Genomic DNA, 15,937 nt, shown 5'->3' with positions numbered 1-15,937 from the left:
GGCTTTAAGTCCCCCCCGATGTCTTGAGCCGTCCCCCGGCGAGCGCCGAGAGGATGCGTCGCGCGCCGGATACGCCTTCCAGCCCTCCGGTGCGATAGGCGCGAGCGAGCTGGGCGCGCAGGCGCTCGGCGATGCGGGACTCGAAGGCGTGGCCGGCCTCGGTCAGCACAGCCGCTCGGCGGCGGCCGTCGAGCTCGCCGGAGGCCTTCCGCGCCAGGCCCTTGGCCTCGAGGTCGGCGATGATGCGACTGGCGGCCTGTTTCGACAGGCTGGTGAGATGGGCGAGGTCCTGCACGCCGAGGCCCGGCCGCCGCTTCAGCAGGAAGGCTGCGCGCCAGTGCGATCGCCCGAGGCCGAGGGATTCGGCCTCCAGCCCGGCGTCCACCCCCTCCCACAGCGCCGCCTCGGCCAGCAGCATGAGTTCGACCCCGGCGTCGAGCTCGTCCTCGCGCAGGATCAGCCTCGGGTCGGCGTTCACCATCGGGTCAGGCGTCCATTTCGTTTGACGCCGCGAGCCTGGGGGGCTGTAAGGGGGGCCTGCTGAAAGGAGGACTTTCCCTCATGTCTCTCGTTCCCTTCGACGACCGCGACGGTTGGATCTGGCTGGACGGCCAGTTCGTGCCCTGGCGCGAGGCGAAGGTGCACGTACTGACCCATGGCCTCCATTACGCCTCGGCCGTGTTCGAAGGCGAGCGGATGTATGGGGGAGAAATCTACAAGCTGACGGAGCATACCGAGCGTCTGTTCAAGTCGGCAGAGATCCTAGACTTCGAAATCCCGTTCACGGTGGCCGAGATCGACCAGGCCTGCAAGGACACCTGCGCCAGGAACGGCCTGACCGACGCCTATATCCGCCCGATCGCCTGGCGGGGCTCGGAGATGATCGGCGTCTCGGCTCAGATGACCAAGATCCACGTGGCCGTCGCCGTGTGGGAGTGGCCGAGCTATTTCAGCCCGGACGAAAAGGCCAAGGGCATCCGCATGTGCTGGGCCAAGTACAAGCGGCCTTCGCCGGAGACCGAGCCGGTCCACGCCAAGGCCACCGGCCTCTACATGATCTGCACCATCTCCAAGCATGCGGCGGAGAAGGACGGCTACACCGACGCCATGATGCTCGACTATCGCGGCTATGTGGCCGAGAGCACCGGCTCGAACGTGTTCTTCGTGCGCGACGGGGTGCTGCATACGCCGACCCCCGACTGCTTCCTGAACGGCATCACCCGCCAGTCGGTGATCGAACTGGCGCGGAAGAAGGGCTTCGAGGTGGTGGAGCGCCACATCAGGCCGGAGGAGCTCTCCACCTTCTCCGAATGCTTCGTGGTGGGCACCGCGGCCGAGGTGACGCCGGTCTCCCAGATCGGCGAGTACAGCTTCAAACCGGGCAATATCTCGCTGTCCCTGATGGACGACTATGCCCGGATGGTGCGCCGGGAGTTGGCGCCGGCCTGAGAAACGGGTCGATCTTCCTCCCCCGTGAACGGGGGAGGAAGAGCTGTGTCCGTCTCAGATGATCAGGTTCTCCGGGCGTGGATAGGCGTCGCCGCGCGACAGGTGGATCAGGCCGACGACGCAGCGGATGATGAACCACAAGCCGACCACGCCCCAGATGGCGATCCCCAGCATCAGGAAGGGGATGCCGATCAGGATGAAGGACAGGATCGCGCCGAACAGCACCAGAACGCCGGCGGCCACGCAGACGATGAGGCCGATCCAGAAGGTGCGGATCAGGAAGGTATAGTGGCTCGCCATGCGCGGCCCGACGCTGGTGCGGTTCGCATAGGCGATGATCAGGCCGATCAGGATGGTCAGGCCGTTGGCCAGGCCGAGCAGATAGAGGGCATAGACGATGGCCGGGAGAGTGCGGTCTTCCGGCAGGTCGAGGATTTCGTCGGTCTGAGTCATGGCGGCCTCCTTGGCGGGGTCTTCCCACAAGATGTGGCCCTTTGCGCGCCCGGCGCCAGCTTAATTCGCGTTCATCCGCGGGAGCGGCCGATCCAGGGCAGCACCGCGAGGGCCAGGATCAGCAGAAAGGCGAGCCGCGCGCCGAAGGCCAGGCCCATGGCCCAGAAGCCGAGCGAGGCGGCGTAGGCGACGGTGGCCACCAGCCCCAGGGCGAGCAGGGCCACGATCCCGAACAGCAGTCCGCGCGCGCTGGGCGGGCGTCCCACCTCAGCCGCGGACGATGGTGATCTCGACGCCGGCGCCCGAGGCCTCGGGCGCGAGCGCCAGGGGCTTCTCCACCCGCACCCGGGCGCGCATCACCCGCGCATCGGCCATGCAGGCGCGCGCCAGGCGCTCGGCGAAGGTCTCGACCAGCAGGATATGCCCCTCGGCGGCGATGGCGCGGGCGGACTGGCCGACGATCTCGTAATTGACCGTGTCGGAGATCGAGCCGAAGCCGGCGGCCGGCACATCGAGCTCGACGTCGATGACCAGCGGCTGCGGCCTGCCCTGCTCGTGGGCGTAGACGCCGATCTCCGCCTCGACCTTCAGGCCGGTGACGAACACCTTGGTCATGACCACGCGCCCTTCGGCTTCGGGGCTGGGCGCGGGCGAGTTTGCGTCTGTCGCGGCAGGGTGAAGAACCAAGGGCGCTCCGGGGCTCAGGCCAGGTGCTGGCCGGCGTCGACCGCGATCATCTGGCCCGTCACCGACCTTGCGTCAATGAGGTAGCGCAGCGCACCGGCGATCTGGTCGGGCCCCACCGCTTCCTTGAGCAGGGTGGCGGCGACTTCGTCTTCGAAATCCGAGCCTTTCTGGTGAATTGACGGCAGGGTCGGGCCTGGGCCGATCCCGTTCACCCGGATCATCGGGGCCAGCGCCTGGGCCAGCATCTGAGTGGCGGCCCAAAGCGCGCTCTTGGAGAGGGAATAGCTGAAGAAGTCCGGCCGGGGGCTGAGGACCCGCTGGTCGAGCACGTTGACGATCAGGCCCGTCCGGTCGGCCGGCAGCCGCCGGGCGAAGGCCTGGGCCAGCACCAGGGGGGCGCGCAGGTTGGTCTCCATGTGCGCGTCCCAGGAGGCGCGGTTCATGCTCGAGACGCTGTCCTCCTCAAACACCGAGGCGCAGTTGACCAGCAGGGTGACGGGGCCGAGCTCGCCCTCCACGTCGCCCACCAGGGGCGCGGTGGCCGCTTCCTGGCGCAGGTCGCAAACGTGGATCGAGGCCTTGCGGCCCTTGGACCGGACCTCGGCCGCGGCGGCCTCCGCGTCGGAATCGATGCTGCGGACGTGGATGGCGACGTCGTAGCCGGCGTCGGCGCAGGCTCGCACCAGCGCCCGCCCGATGCGGCGCGCGCCGCCGGTGACCAGGGCCGCGCCGCGGGCGGTGTCGGCCAAGCGCTTCGCGCCTTAATCGAGGCGGCCGAACTCGAAGACGTTCAGCGCGCCGATGACGACGAGGAAGGCGAGGATGGTCAGGATCGCGATCATGGCGGGCTCCGAAACGATCCTGCGGCTTTAGCGATCCGCGCGGGGCGCGGCAAGGCCCGGTTCGCCGGGCCTTGCGGCCGCGCGTCGGCCGGCGTCAATCTGCGGCGAAACACCTGGAGGGAAACGCCATGCCGCTCGCGCCTATTCCGCCGGAGGCTTTCGAGAAGATCGCGCTGGGCATCGACCGGCCGGAGGACGTGGTGGTGGGGAAGGACGGCCGGGTCTTCGCCGCCGATCACCAGTGCGCCGTCGCCGAGATCTTCCCGGACGGCTCGTTCCAGCGGATGGGGCCGAAGGGCGGAGCGCCGAACGGGATCAACATGGACCTTCAGGGCCGGGTCCTGATCGCCAATTTCGGCATCTACGACCGGGAGGAAGGGCCGCTGCAGCGGTTCGACCCGGCCACGGGTGCGCACGAGAACCTTCTGGAGGAGGTCGGCGGGCGGCGGCTGACCAGCGCCAACTATCCGGTGATCGACCGGGCCGGGAACATCTGGTGCGCCAATTCCACCCACGCCGAGACCTGGCCCCAGGCGCTGGACGGGCGCGACGACGGCTTCCTCTTCGTGCTGCGGCCGGACGGCAGCGCCGAGATCGTCGCCGAGAAGCTGAAGTTCCCCAACGGCCTGGCGCTCTCGGCCGATGAGACGTTCCTGTTCTGCGCCCAGACCACCGGCGCCGACGTGCTGCGCTTCCCGATCCTTCCCGCCGGCAAGCTGGGCCCTGGAGAGCGTTATGGGCCCGTGCTCGGCCTCCTGCAGCCGCCCGGCCCCGGGGTGGACAAGGGCTCCCTCGGCTATACCGACGGGATCGGCATGGATGCGGAGGGCAATCTCTGGGTCTGCCTGCCGGCCTCCGACAAGGTGGTGGCGATCACGCCCTCTCTGGAGGTCCTGACGGTGATCTATGATCCCACCGGCGAGGTGGTGCACCACCCGACCAACGTCACCTGGGGCGGGCCGGACCTGAAGGACCTCTATATCGGCTCGATCCGGGCCGACTACGTACTGAAGGCGCGCAGCCCCGTCGCGGGTCAACCGCACGTGCATCAGGCCTGAAAAAAGCAGGCTTTCCGGTGGGGAGCCCGGCATGGGGGCTTCCACAGTGATCGCCGATCACTAAAATGACTGTTTGAAGCCGGGCCGGGGGAGGTGTTTCCCTTGCGCCGAAAGCATGCTCAGCGGGAGGACGCCATGCGCGAGTACCTGAAATTCTACATCGACGGCCAGTGGGTCGATCCTGTCGAGCTCAAGACCCTGGACGTGGTCAACCCGGCCACGGAAGAGGTTTGCGGCAAGATCGCCATCGGCTCCGCGGCCGACGTGGACAAGGCGGTCAAGGCCGCCCGCAAGGCCTTCGAGACCTGGTCCCAGACCAGCCGCGAAGAGCGCCTGGACGTGCTGAACCGGATCGTCGCCGAGTATCAGAAGCGCTTCGGCGACCTGGCCACGGCGGTCACCGAAGAGATGGGCGCGCCGGCGTCGCTCGCCCAACGCGCCCAGGTGCCGATCGGCATGGGCCACCTGGCCACCGCCGCCGCCATCCTGAAGGACTTCAAATTCGAGGAAGACCGCGGCGCGACCATGATCGTCAAGGAGCCGATCGGCGTCTGCGGCTTCATCACCCCCTGGAACTGGCCGCTGAACCAGATCGCCTGCAAGGTGGCGCCGGCCATCGCCACCGGCTGCACCATGGTGCTGAAGCCTTCGGAAGTGGCGCCGTTCACCGGGCACATCTTCGCCGAGATCATGCACGCCGCCGGCGTGCCGGCCGGGGTGTTCAACCTGGTGCATGGCGACGGCCCGGGCGTGGGCGTGGCCCTGTCGAGCCATCCGGAGGTGGACATGGTGTCCTTCACCGGTTCGACCCGAGCGGGGATCGAGGTGGCCAAGAACGCCGCCCCGACGGTCAAGCGCGTGCACCAGGAGCTGGGCGGCAAGAGCCCGAACATCATCCTGGACGACGAGGCCTTCGCCAAGGGCGTGGCCGGCGGCGTGCGCAACGTGATGACCAACTCCGGTCAGTCCTGCAATGCGCCGACCCGGATGCTGGTCCCGTCCAAGCGGATGGGCGAGGCCATCGAGGTCGCCAAGGAAGCCGCCAGCCAGATCACGGTGGGCGACCCCAACGGCAACTCCATGTTGGGCCCGGTGGTCTCCGAGACCCAGTGGAACAAGATCCAGGGCCTGATCCAGAAGGGGATCGACGAGGGGGCCACCCTGGTCGTCGGCGGCCCCGGCCGGCCGGAGGGCCTGGAGAAGGGCTACTATGTGAAGCCCACCGTGTTCGCCAACGTCACCAACGACATGACCATCGCCAAGGAGGAGATCTTCGGCCCGGTCCTGTCGATCCTCGGCTACGAGACCCTGGATGAGGCGATCAAGGTCGGCAACGACACCGAGTACGGACTGGCGGCCTACGTCAACGCCGCCGACATCGCCAAGGCGCGGGAGGTGGCGTCCAAGCTGCGCGCCGGCCAGGTCTCGATCAACGGCGGCGGCGGCGACCTGATGGCGCCGTTCGGCGGCTACAAGATGAGCGGCAACGGCCGGGAGTGGGGCGACTACGCCTTCCACGAGTTCCTGGAGACCAAGGCCATGCTCGGCTACGCCCCCAAGCAGGCGGCGGAGTAAGGACCTTCGCCTCTTTTCCTCCCCGCTGCGGCGGGGAGGAAAATGCGAGCGCGTTCCGGCTTCCCGAACAACAACAAGACGGGAGGCTTCGAGGGAGGAAGGATTGCATCCGGAGATTCAGAGCTTCGCCGAAACCGTGCGCGTTCATGCGCGGGTGCGGCCGAACGCCGTGGCCATGTGGTTCGAGGGCCGGGAGACCACCTATGCCGAGCTCGACCGGCTGTCTTCGCAATGCGCCAACGCCCTGATCGCAGCGGGGATCAAGCCCGGCGAGCGGGTGGGCGTGCTGGCCAAGGGCTCCGACGACTTCTTCATCCTATGGCTAGGCTGCGCCAAGGCCAGGGCCTGCCTTGCGCCAGTGAACTGGCGGCTTGCTCCCCCGGAGATCGCCTTCGTGCTGAAGGACGCCGGCGTGCGCCTGATGGCGACCGGCGCCGAGTACGCCGACACGGTGGAGGGCCTTCGCGGCGATTGCCCAGCCATCGAGACCTTCCTGCAGGTGGAGCCGGGGCACCCCGCCTGGCCGTCGCTGCGGGATTGGATCGCCGACGCCTCCGCCGCGGACCCGTCGCTTCCAGCCGATCTGCAGGACGACGTCATCCAGCTCTACACCTCCGGCACCACCGGCCTGCCCAAGGGCGTGCAGCTGACCGAGAAGAACTACATGGCGGTGTTCCGCTCGGCCGACGCCGACTGGGGCCGGTTCGAGCCGGAATCGGCGGTGCTGGTCGCCATGCCGCTGTTCCACGTGGCCGGGGCCAATCTGGGGGCGTTGTCCTTTTTGCACGGCGCCAAGGCCATCGTGCTGCGCGAGCCCGACCCCAACGCCATCTTCCGCGCCATCGAGCAGCATCGTATCCGCCACGCCTTCATCGTGCCGGCGTTGATCAACATGCTGCTGCAGCATCCTGAGATCGACACCGCCGACCTTTCGAGTCTGGCGCACATCTATTACGGCGCCTCGCCGATTTCCGAGGAGGTGCTGACGCGGGCCCAGAAGCGGTTCGGCTGCAAGTTCACCCAGCTCTACGGCCTGACCGAGACTATCGGCGGCGGGACCAATCTGCCGCCCGAGGCGCACGATCCGGCGAAGGGCAAGCTGCGCGCCTGCGGCCGGGCCTCGGCCGGCTACGAGGTTCGTGTGCGGATCGACGGACGCGACGCTGCGCCCGGCGAGGTCGGCGAGATCGAGATCCGTTCCGACGGCGTGATGAAGGGCTATTGGAACCGGCCCGACGCCACGGCCGAGGCCATCGACGCCGAGGGCTGGTTCAAGACCGGCGACGCCGGCTATGTCGATGAGGACGGCTACTTCTTCATCCACGACCGGGTGAAGGACATGATCGTCTCCGGCGGCGAGAACATCTATCCCGCCGAGGTGGAGAACGCCCTCTTCTCACACCCGGACGTCGCCGATGCGGCGGTGATCGGGGTTCCGGACGACAAGTGGGGCGAGGCGGTCAAGGCGGTGATCGTGCCGCGGCCAGGGCGCCATCCCGATGCGGCCGAGATCATCGCCCACTGTCGGCCGCTGATCGCCGGCTACAAGATCCCCAAGTCGGTGGATTTCGCCGATGTCCTGCCGCGCAACCCATCCGGCAAGGTCCTGCGGCGCGAGCTGCGGGCGCCCTATTGGGACGGGCGCGGCCGTCGCGTCGGCTGATCACTTCGTTCAGGAACAGGAACTTGCGATGGACCCGCACATCAAGGCGATGATCGACGAACAGGCGGCTGCGGCCGCCGCCCAGCCGATGCCGCCGCTGGACGCCCTGCCGCCGGAGATGATCCGCGCGGGCTATCGCATGCAGCGCCAGGCGCAGAACCAGAACGCGCCCAAGGACGTGGAGGCGCGCGACCTGGAAGTGGCGGGAGCCGAAGGCCCGATCCCCGCGCGGCTCTATACGCCGGCCGGAGCTGGACCCGTGACGCCGGGCCTCGTCTATTTCCATGGCGGCGGCTTTGCGATCGGCGACCTGGAGACCCACGACGGCCACTGCCGCCGAATGGCCGCCTATGCCGGCTGCCGCGTCCTGGCGGTGGACTATCGGCTGGCCCCCGAGCATCCGTTCCCCGCAGGCCACGACGACGCCTTGGCGGCGACGAAGTGGGCCTTCGACCACGCCGCCGAGATCGGCTTCGATCCTACGCGCATCGCCGTCGGCGGCTGCTCCGCGGGCGGCAATCTCGCCGCCTCGGTCTCCATCGACCTGAAGAACGATCCTGCGCGCCGGCTCGCCTTCCAGCTCCTGCTCTATCCCGGCATCTGGCCCGACGAGGAGACCCAGTCGCGCAAGGATCTGGACGGCCCCGTCCTGACCAAGGCGGCCATCGCCTGGTTCGACAAGTGCCTGGCCGCCGCCGGCCACCCCCAGGCGCACCGGGCCAATCTTGGGTCGAAGGCCGAGGTCGCGGGCACGCCGCCGGCCCTGGTGGTCACCGCCGGCTACGATCCCTTGAAGGACGAAGGCCGCGACTACGCCGCCCGGCTCAACGCTGCGGGCGTCAAGGCCGAGCATGTGGAATATCCGAACCTCGTCCACGACTTCTACATCATGGGCGACGTCTCGCCGGCGGTGGAAGCCGCGGCGCGGGAGACGGCGGCGAAGCTGAAGGCGGCGTTGGGCTAGGCGCGGATCGCCCCTGATGGGGGGAGGTGGACCGGCGTCGGTCCGCCTCACCCCGCCGCGGATTTCGAGAACAGGTTGATCACCAGCACGCCGGCCACGATCAGGGCCATCCCGGCGAGCGCCGGCGGGTCCAGCGCCTGCCTGTAGAGAACCCAAGCGATGGCGGTGATCAGCACCACGCCCACCCCCGACCAGATCGCATAGGCCAGGCCCACCGGCACCGTGCGGATGGCCAGCGACAGGCACCAGAAGGCGATGCCGTAGCCCACCGCCGTCACGACCGACGGAACCGTGTGAGTGAAGCCGTCCGAGGCCTTGAGCGCGGTGGTGGCGATCACCTCCGCCACGATGGCGATGGCGAGCCAGGCGTAGCCGGTCATGGAATTCTCCTGGAAGGGCGATCGGGCGATGCTGCCCGTGGGCGCCGCTGGAGCCAAGCTCTCGCGCCAGTGACTTGCGAAAGCGCGCCGGCGGGAGGAAGCTCTGCCCGTCGGGGGTCCCACAGCGCCCGCCGGCCGGCGCGGCGCAAGCCATCGGAGGACGGACCATGGGCAGACCAGGTTCCGGCTCGACGCGCGCCATCGCCCTTGTGGGCGCGCCGGGAGCCGGCAAGACCACCCTTATGGAAGCCATGCTCTACGCCGCGGGGGCGATCCCGCGACAGGGCGAGGTGGGCGCATCCAGCGTCGGCGACGCCAGCCCGGAAGCGCGACAGCGCGGCTTCTCGGTGGAGCTGAACGTCGCCGGGTTCGAGTTCATGGGCGACCGCTATACGGTCATCGACTGCCCCGGTTCGCCGGAGTTCTGCAGCGCGGAGGACTATGCGCTTCCGGCGGTCGACCTGGCCATCGTGGTGGCCGATCCGCATCCCGCCCGCGCGGGCCTGCTGCAGCCGATCATCAAGGCGCTGGAGGAGCGGAAGGTCCCCCACGCGCTGTTCATCAACAAGATCGACCAGGCCCGCGGCGGCCTGGACGAATGCCTGGCGGAGCTCGCGCCCGCCAGCCGCGCGCCGCTGGTGGCCCGGCAGATTCCGCTGGTCGAGAACGAGCAGGTCACCGGCTTCGTCGACCTGGCGCTGGAGCGGGCCTATGTCTACCGCCCCGGCCAGCCGTCGCAGCAGATCGACCTGCCGGAGGACGTCGCATCGCTGGAGGCCGAGGCCCGGTTCCACATGCTGGAGCAGCTGGCCGATTTCGACGATGCGCTCATGGAGCAGCTGCTGTCGGACCTGACGCCGGATCGCGATGCGGTGTTCGCCGACCTGGTCGCGGACCTGAACCAGGGCCTGATCGTGCCGGTCTTCTTCGGCTCGGCCCAGAACGGCTTCGGCGTCCGCCGGCTACTGAAGGCCCTGAGGCACGAGACCCCGCCGGTGGAGCAGGCCGCGGCGCGGCTGGGCCTGGACGGGCCTTGCGCCTACGTCTTCAAGACCTCCTACGCCGGCCAGGCGGGCAAGCTCGCCTACGCCCGGGTCATGGGCGGAACCCTGAAGGACGGGGACGAGCTCACCGCGGAAAGCGGCGACAAGAGCCGCGCCGGCGGACTGTCGGCCGTCTTCGGCCAGGCGACGCGCAAGATCGAACGGGCCGAGGCCGGCGACATCGTCGCCATCGCCAAGATCGAGGCCGCGGCCGGCCAGGTGCTCTCCATGGACGGCGTCCCGCGCCGGGTGGCCGAGCCGGTGCGCCCGCCGCCAGCCCTGTTCGCACTGGCGGTCGCCGCCAAGGACCGGAAGGACGACGTTCGGCTCTCGGCGGCGCTGACGAAGCTGACGGAGGAGGATCCCTCGCTCTCCGTGGTTCCCGATCCGGAGACCCGCGAAACCCTGCTCTGCGGCCAGGGCGAGACCCACCTGCAGGTGGCGCTGGAGCGGCTGAAGCGGCGTTTCGGCCTGGAGGTCGCCGCCGCGCGGCCGAAGGTCAGCTACCACGAATCCGTCCGCAAGGCGGTGACCCAGCGCGGCCGCCACAAGAAGCAGACCGGCGGGCACGGCCAGTTCGGCGACGTGGTGATCGAGATCAAGCCGCTGCCGCGCGGCTCGGGCTTTTCCTTCTCGCAGAAGATCACCGGCGGGGTGGTGCCCAAGCAGTGGATTCCCTCGGTCGAACAGGGGGTGCGCGACGCCATGGAGAGGGGGCCGCTGGGCTTCCCCGTCACTGACGTGGAGGTGGTGCTGGTCGACGGCTCCTATCACAGCGTCGATTCCTCGGAGATGTCGTTCCGCGCCGCGGGTCGTCTGGCCATGAGCGAGGGGCTGCAGGCCTGCGCCCCATATCTGCTGGAGCCGGTGGAGCGGCTGACCATCCATGCGCCGCAGTCTTCGACCTCGAAGGTCACCCAGGCGGTGTCGGCGCGGCGGGGCCAGATCCTCGGCTTCCAGCCGCGCGACGGCTGGCATGGCTGGGACGAGATCGAGGTCTGCCTGCCCAGGTCCGAGCGCATGGACCTGATCGCCGAGCTGAGGGGCCTGACCCAGGGGCTGGGCGCCTTCGTGGCGGAGTTCGACCACCTGGCCGAGCTGTCCGGCCGGCTGGCCGAGGAGGTGGTCAAACGCGAGCGGCCGGCGGCCTGATGCCTGAGGCCTGAGGCCTGAGGCCTGAGCCTGATCAGTGCTTGCCGCGGTCGCGGCCGAAATTGGGCTCGGGGCTCTCCTGGCCGGCCGCGATGATCCCGCGCCGGATCTCCCGCGTGCGGCTGAACAGGTCGTAGAGCTTGTCGGCCTCGCCCCAGCGGATGGCGCGCGAGAGCGCCTGGAGATCCTCGGTGAAGCGGCCGAGGATCTCCAGCACGGCTTCGCGATTGGCCACGAACACATCCCGCCACATGGTTGGGTCGGATGCGGCGATGCGGGTGAAGTCGCGGAAGCCGCCGGCCGAATATTTCATCACCTCGGCCCGGGTGACCTGCTCCATATCCGCGGCCGTACCGACGATATTGTAGGCGATCAGGTGCGGCAGGTGACTGGTGACCGCCAGCACCAGGTCGTGGTGGCCGGTGTCCATCCGCTCGACATTGGCGCCCAGGGCGCGCCAGAACTCGGCCAGCCGGTCGACGGCTTCGAGATAGGCTGCGTCCTCGCGCGCCTCCGGCGTCAGGATGACCCAGCGGTTCTGGAAGAGCTCGGCGAAACCCGCCTCGGGGCCGGAATGCTCGGTGCCGGCGATCGGGTGGCCGGGCACGATGAAGACGGAGTCTGCGGAGAGCGCCTCCGACAGCGCCTCGGCGACCGAGCCCTTCACCGAGCCGACATCGGTCACGGTCGCACCCGGCTTCAAAGCGCCGGCGGCGGCCCGGGCGGCCTCGCCCATGGCTAGGACTGGGACGGCGAAAACCACCAGGTCCGCCCCGGCCACGGCTTCGGCCACGTCGCCGGTCACCGTGTCGGCGTAGCCCAGTTCGACGATCCGCTTTCGATGGGCCTCGCTCAGGTCGGCCACGGCGACCTCGCCGACCACGCCGGCCTCGCGGGCGGCGCGGATGACCGACGAGCCGATCAGGCCGCAGCCGATGACGGCCATCTTGGGATAGATCGCCCCGCCCACCGCCTCAGGCCTGCATGAAGTCGGCCAGGGCCTCGACCACGGCGCGGTTGTGCTCTTCCAGGCCGATGGTGACGCGCAGGTGGTCGGGCAGGCCGTAGCCGCCCACGCCGCGCACGATCAGGCCGCGGGCGGCGAGGAAGGCTTCGGCCTCGCGCGCCGTCTTGCCCGGCGTCTTGGGGAAGCCGACCAGCACGAAGTTCGCCGCCGAGGGTACGGGCTCCAGGCCAAGCCCGCCGAGTTGCTGGGTCAGCCAGGGCCGCCACTGCTCTATAAGCGCCAGGGAGCGCTGCTGGAACTCGTCGTCGCCGAGCGCGGCCACGGCGGCCAGCTGGGCGGGAATATTGACGTTGAAGGGCAGGCGGATACGGTCGACCGCGCTTGCCATCTCCGGCGGCATATAGGCCCAGCCCACCCGCAGGGCCGCCAGCCCGTGCAGCTTCGAGAAGGTGCGGGTCATGACCACGTTCTCGAACTCGCGCACCATGGCCGCGCCGTCCTCATAGGCCGGGTCGCGGGCGAATTCCGCATAGGCGCCGTCCAGCACCAGCACCACGCTGGGCGGGAGTCCCGCGTGAAGGCGGCGGACCTCCTCGCCGGAAATCCAGGTGCCCGTCGGGTTGGCGGGGTTGGCGATGAAGATCAGGCGGGTGCGCGCGTCCACCAGCTTCAGCATCTCGTCGACATCGATGCGGTAGTTGGGCTCGGGCGCCATGCGCACCTCGGCCTGGCAGGCGCGCGCGCCGATGGCGTAGGCGCCGAAGCCGTATTCGCCCTGGACGATATTGTCGCCCGGCTCCAGGAAGGTCTGGTTGAGCAGCTGGAAGATCTCGTCGGAGCCGCAGCCGAACAGCAGTCGCTCCGGCTCCAGGCCGTACTTCTGGGCGATCGCCTCGCGCAGGATGTTGGCGCGACCCTCGGGGTAGAGGTGCAGCATGTCCATGGCCCCGGCGAAGGCCTCGCGCGCCTTGGGGCTGCAGCCCAGGATGTTCTCGTTGGCCGACAGTTTCAGCGGGTTCTCGACGCCTTCCACCTTGGCCTTGCCAGGCACGTAAGGGGCGATGTCGAGGATGCCCGGCTTGGGCGTCGGGCGCGGGGCGGCGGCGCGGTCGATGACGATGTCGGACATGGATCTCGAATAAAGCGGAAGCGGTTGGCCCCGCTCTTACACGTCGAACGGCGACGGCGCAGCCCCGATGACGCCGGAAAGCCGCCCAGGCGCCCGCGCCAGGCGCTCGTCGTCGGCCTGGTAGTATCCCATCAGAGCGAAGAGCTTCAGGCCGCCCGCCTCGGCGACGAGGTCGGCGGCCACCCCGTCGCGGCCGAGCGCCGCCTCCACCGCCGCGGCGGAACCTGGGGCGTCGGTCACCCAGAAGGTGCGGTCCTGGCCGGTGGGTTCGACCTCCACCTCCGCGACCGCGAGCGCCGTCGTGGGCCCCCAGGCCGAAAGGCAGGGCAGGGCGGCGAAAACCTTCAGGCGCGGCTCGGCCAGCAGACGGCCCCACCAGGGGGCGTCGGAGGCGAGCGACAGCACCGCCACGCCGCCCAGGGTCTTGGCCGCGGCGAAGGCGTCTTCCGGCCGGGCGGCGGTCTTCAGGCTGGGCGCGACGCCGAAGCGCAGGCGGGCGGCCTCCACGGCGCGGATCGGATCGCGCCCGCCGAAGACCGAGAGGTGGAACGGCCCCTGGCGCGAGAGGCTGTCGCCGATCAGCTCGCGCCAAAGGCGCACCACGAGGGCGGCGCTAGCCGCCTGGCGCGGCAGAGCCAGCAGGCGGCGCAGCAACTGGGTTTCACGCCCCGGGCGCAGGCCGAACTTGTCGGCGTCCCCGGCGGCGGCCTTGGCGGCGGCGACCTCGCGGGCCAGGGCCGCGCGCTCGTCGACCAGCTTCAGGAGCTCCTGGTCGATGACGTCGATCCGCGCACGGACGGCGTCCAGCGACGGCGCAGCGGGCTTCGGATCGGCCTTGGCCATTTTCTCCCCCAAAAGCGAAGTTCGGCGCATAAGTCATAGCGTGGAGGGGCGCAATAGGCCCGCTCGTCGCAAGAAAGTTGCAGCCGAAACCGTCTCAGTAGATCCGCGGCGCCGGCCCGACGGCCACCGGGCCCAGGGTCGTGCGGCCGGCCTCGAAATTGAGCGTGGCGCGGGCGAGCGGCCCGGCCTCCTGCCGGGCGGCGGCGACGGCGGCTGCGGCCGCGGCGGCGTCCTTGGGGATCACGCCTTCGTCGCCCATGGCGGCCAGGGCGCGGGGCGCCTCGCGCAGGCTGACGTCCAGCACGCCCCGCAGACGTCCATCATAGCCGACGGTCAGGCGGCCGCTCTGGGATCCGATCACCGCCTCGCCGGCGGTCACGCCCGCCTGGCGCACCTCGGCGACGCCGCCCGCGGCCGACCAGGCCCGCACGGCCGCAGGCCAGCTCTCGCCGGAGAAGGCCGAGACCTTGGATAGGATCGAATCCCAGACGATCGACACCGGACCCCCGTCGGCGACCCGAGCGAACAGGCCGCTCAGCCGCGCCTGGCCTTGATCCACCCGGAAGCCCAGCATGGCCTGGTCGTCGGGGCCGGCGCGCAGGTGGAACTCCACCTTTTCGGCGGCGGAGAGGGCGAAGGGCTGGGCGCCCGCCGCCGGGACGAAGGCGAGGTTGATCCCTTGGAAGGAGATGTTGGGCGGGCGTCGGCTCATCTGGGAAAGGCTGGCCCGCAGGGTTTCGCCCTGCACCGCCACGGCGCCACCGACCGGGCGCACGAAGGTCAAGCCCTCGGGCGCGGCGATCACCCACGTCCCGAGTCCGTGCAGGAAGGCCTGGGCCTCGATGCGCGGCGCGGCGAGCGCCCAGCCGGAGGATTCGCGCACCCGCGCTTCGGTCAGGGTTAGGTTCAGGCGGAAGGGATAGCCGCCGATGCGGCGTTCGCTCCACGAAAGCTCGTAGCCGGCCTGACGCAGGTCGGCGGCCGCGGCGTCCAGCTGTGCGGCGGCCTCCTGGCGCGCATAGACCCAAAGGCCGCTCCAGGCCGCCACGACCACGAGCGCCAGGACGAAAGGCGCATAGAGCCCCCAGCGTCCGCGTTTGCGGGGCGGTTCCGGATCGGGCAGAGGTGGCGGAGGCGGGGCGGGTTTCGAGCGGCGGGCCATGTCGGGTGAATACTGGGTCTTCGGTTACGGGTCGCTGATGTGGCGGCCGGGATTTCCCTTCGCCGAGCGTCGGACGGCCACCCTACACGGCCGCCGCCGCGCCTTCTGCATCTATTCGGTCCATCACCGCGGAACCTATCAGCGTCCGGGCCTGGTGCTGGGCCTGGCGCCCGGCGGGGCGGTGCGCGGCGCCGCCTATCGGGTGGACGAGGCCGATTGGCAAGAGGTCTACGCCTATCTGCGCGAGCGCGAGCAGCCGACCGAGACCTATGTGGAGGCCCGCGCCCATGTTCGCCTGGCGGACGGCCGGCGGGTGGAGAGCCTGGTCTTCCTCTCCGACGTGCGCCATCCGCAATGGGCCGGCGCGCTCTCGCTGGAGCGGCAGGCCGAGCTGATCGCCGGCGCCAGCGGTCTTTCCGGGCGCAATGTCGACTATCTCCGCGATCTCGTGGAGCACCTGCGCGAGGAAGGCGTCCACGACCAGGTGATGGAGCGCCTGCTCGCCTTGGTCGAAGCCCGCGAACTGGCGGCGGGATAGCCATCCCGCCTGGGCCCAAGCCGCGGTTCAGA

The 15,937-nt window shown here is 69.7% G+C and carries 17 protein-coding genes; 7 read left to right on the top strand and 10 right to left on the bottom strand.

Annotation, left to right across the window (positions count from 1 at the left end):
• Positions 1-4: 4 nt before the first annotated feature.
• Positions 5-481 carry a MarR family winged helix-turn-helix transcriptional regulator gene (locus ACK41C_RS01015; RefSeq protein WP_409649303.1) on the bottom strand — a complete coding sequence of 159 codons (477 nt, stop codon included), beginning with the start codon at positions 479-481 and terminating at the stop codon, positions 5-7.
• 80 nt (positions 482-561) lie between these two features.
• Between ACK41C_RS01015 and ACK41C_RS01010 the strand changes: the two genes are divergently transcribed.
• The gene (locus tag ACK41C_RS01010; RefSeq protein ID WP_409649300.1) at positions 562-1,449 is read left to right on the top strand and encodes a branched-chain amino acid aminotransferase; all 888 of its coding nucleotides are present in this window, start codon (positions 562-564) and stop codon (positions 1,447-1,449) included.
• A 54-nt stretch (positions 1,450-1,503) separates the two neighbouring features.
• On the opposite strand, the gene ACK41C_RS01005 is transcribed toward ACK41C_RS01010, so the two are convergent.
• From ACK41C_RS01005 to ACK41C_RS00990, 4 genes are all read right to left on the bottom strand, one after another.
• The gene (locus tag ACK41C_RS01005; protein WP_409649297.1) at positions 1,504-1,902 is read right to left on the bottom strand and encodes a DUF4870 family protein; all 399 of its coding nucleotides are present in this window, start codon (positions 1,900-1,902) and stop codon (positions 1,504-1,506) included.
• A 71-nt stretch (positions 1,903-1,973) separates the two neighbouring features.
• Positions 1,974-2,168, bottom strand: coding sequence for a hypothetical protein (locus ACK41C_RS01000; RefSeq protein ID WP_409649294.1), 195 nt, complete (start codon positions 2,166-2,168; stop codon positions 1,974-1,976).
• 1 nt (position 2,169) lies between these two features.
• Positions 2,170-2,517: a dihydroneopterin aldolase gene (folB, locus tag ACK41C_RS00995; protein WP_409649291.1), complete on the bottom strand. Its 348-nt coding sequence runs from the start codon at positions 2,515-2,517 to the stop codon at positions 2,170-2,172.
• An 86-nt stretch (positions 2,518-2,603) separates the two neighbouring features.
• On the bottom strand, positions 2,604-3,338 hold the full coding sequence (locus ACK41C_RS00990; protein ID WP_409649289.1) for an SDR family oxidoreductase: 735 nt from the start codon (positions 3,336-3,338) through the stop codon (positions 2,604-2,606).
• Between the two features lie 221 nt (positions 3,339-3,559).
• On the opposite strand from ACK41C_RS00990, the gene ACK41C_RS00985 reads away from it, so the two are divergent.
• From ACK41C_RS00985 to ACK41C_RS00970, 4 genes are all read left to right on the top strand, one after another.
• On the top strand, positions 3,560-4,489 hold the full coding sequence (locus ACK41C_RS00985; protein WP_409649286.1) for an SMP-30/gluconolactonase/LRE family protein: 930 nt from the start codon (positions 3,560-3,562) through the stop codon (positions 4,487-4,489).
• A gap of 135 nt (positions 4,490-4,624) precedes the next feature.
• Positions 4,625-6,064 (top strand): aldehyde dehydrogenase family protein, encoded by a 1,440-nt coding sequence (locus ACK41C_RS00980; RefSeq protein WP_409653851.1) that lies wholly within the window; start codon positions 4,625-4,627, stop codon positions 6,062-6,064.
• A gap of 103 nt (positions 6,065-6,167) precedes the next feature.
• Positions 6,168-7,727: a long-chain-fatty-acid--CoA ligase gene (locus tag ACK41C_RS00975; RefSeq protein WP_409649283.1), complete on the top strand. Its 1,560-nt coding sequence runs from the start codon at positions 6,168-6,170 to the stop codon at positions 7,725-7,727.
• Positions 7,728-7,755: 28 nt separating this feature from the next.
• Positions 7,756-8,691 (top strand): alpha/beta hydrolase, encoded by a 936-nt coding sequence (locus ACK41C_RS00970; RefSeq protein ID WP_409649281.1) that lies wholly within the window; start codon positions 7,756-7,758, stop codon positions 8,689-8,691.
• A 47-nt stretch (positions 8,692-8,738) separates the two neighbouring features.
• On the opposite strand, the gene ACK41C_RS00965 is transcribed toward ACK41C_RS00970, so the two are convergent.
• The gene (locus ACK41C_RS00965) at positions 8,739-9,071 is read right to left on the bottom strand and encodes a DMT family transporter (RefSeq protein ID WP_409649278.1); all 333 of its coding nucleotides are present in this window, start codon (positions 9,069-9,071) and stop codon (positions 8,739-8,741) included.
• A 167-nt stretch (positions 9,072-9,238) separates the two neighbouring features.
• On the opposite strand from ACK41C_RS00965, the gene ACK41C_RS00960 reads away from it, so the two are divergent.
• Complete coding sequence (locus tag ACK41C_RS00960) at positions 9,239-11,266, top strand: elongation factor G (RefSeq protein ID WP_409649275.1); 2,028 nt, start codon at positions 9,239-9,241, stop codon at positions 11,264-11,266.
• Between the two features lie 34 nt (positions 11,267-11,300).
• Here the strand turns inward: ACK41C_RS00960 and ACK41C_RS00955 are convergent, their stop codons facing one another.
• The 4 genes from ACK41C_RS00955 to ACK41C_RS00940 form a co-directional block, all read right to left on the bottom strand.
• Positions 11,301-12,212: a prephenate/arogenate dehydrogenase family protein gene (locus ACK41C_RS00955; RefSeq protein ID WP_409649272.1), complete on the bottom strand. Its 912-nt coding sequence runs from the start codon at positions 12,210-12,212 to the stop codon at positions 11,301-11,303.
• A gap of 28 nt (positions 12,213-12,240) precedes the next feature.
• Positions 12,241-13,362 (bottom strand): histidinol-phosphate transaminase, encoded by a 1,122-nt coding sequence (gene hisC, locus ACK41C_RS00950; protein ID WP_409649271.1) that lies wholly within the window; start codon positions 13,360-13,362, stop codon positions 12,241-12,243.
• Positions 13,363-13,398: 36 nt separating this feature from the next.
• Complete coding sequence (locus tag ACK41C_RS00945; protein ID WP_409649269.1) at positions 13,399-14,205, bottom strand: chorismate mutase; 807 nt, start codon at positions 14,203-14,205, stop codon at positions 13,399-13,401.
• Positions 14,206-14,299: 94 nt separating this feature from the next.
• Complete coding sequence (locus tag ACK41C_RS00940; protein ID WP_409649266.1) at positions 14,300-15,367, bottom strand: DUF2125 domain-containing protein; 1,068 nt, start codon at positions 15,365-15,367, stop codon at positions 14,300-14,302.
• On the opposite strand from ACK41C_RS00940, the gene ACK41C_RS00935 reads away from it, so the two are divergent.
• Entirely contained in the window at positions 15,366-15,905 is a 540-nt protein-coding gene (locus ACK41C_RS00935; RefSeq protein ID WP_409649263.1) for a gamma-glutamylcyclotransferase, read from the top strand. The genes ACK41C_RS00940 and ACK41C_RS00935 overlap by 2 nt on opposite strands.
• The last annotated feature ends 32 nt before the right edge of the window (positions 15,906-15,937 follow it).

This window comes from Phenylobacterium sp. (assembly GCF_046290725.1).
Taxonomy (GTDB): Bacteria; Pseudomonadota; Alphaproteobacteria; order Caulobacterales; family Caulobacteraceae; genus Phenylobacterium.
Note: the sequence above shows the minus strand (reverse complement) of the source record. Positions and strands in the feature narration are given on the sequence as shown.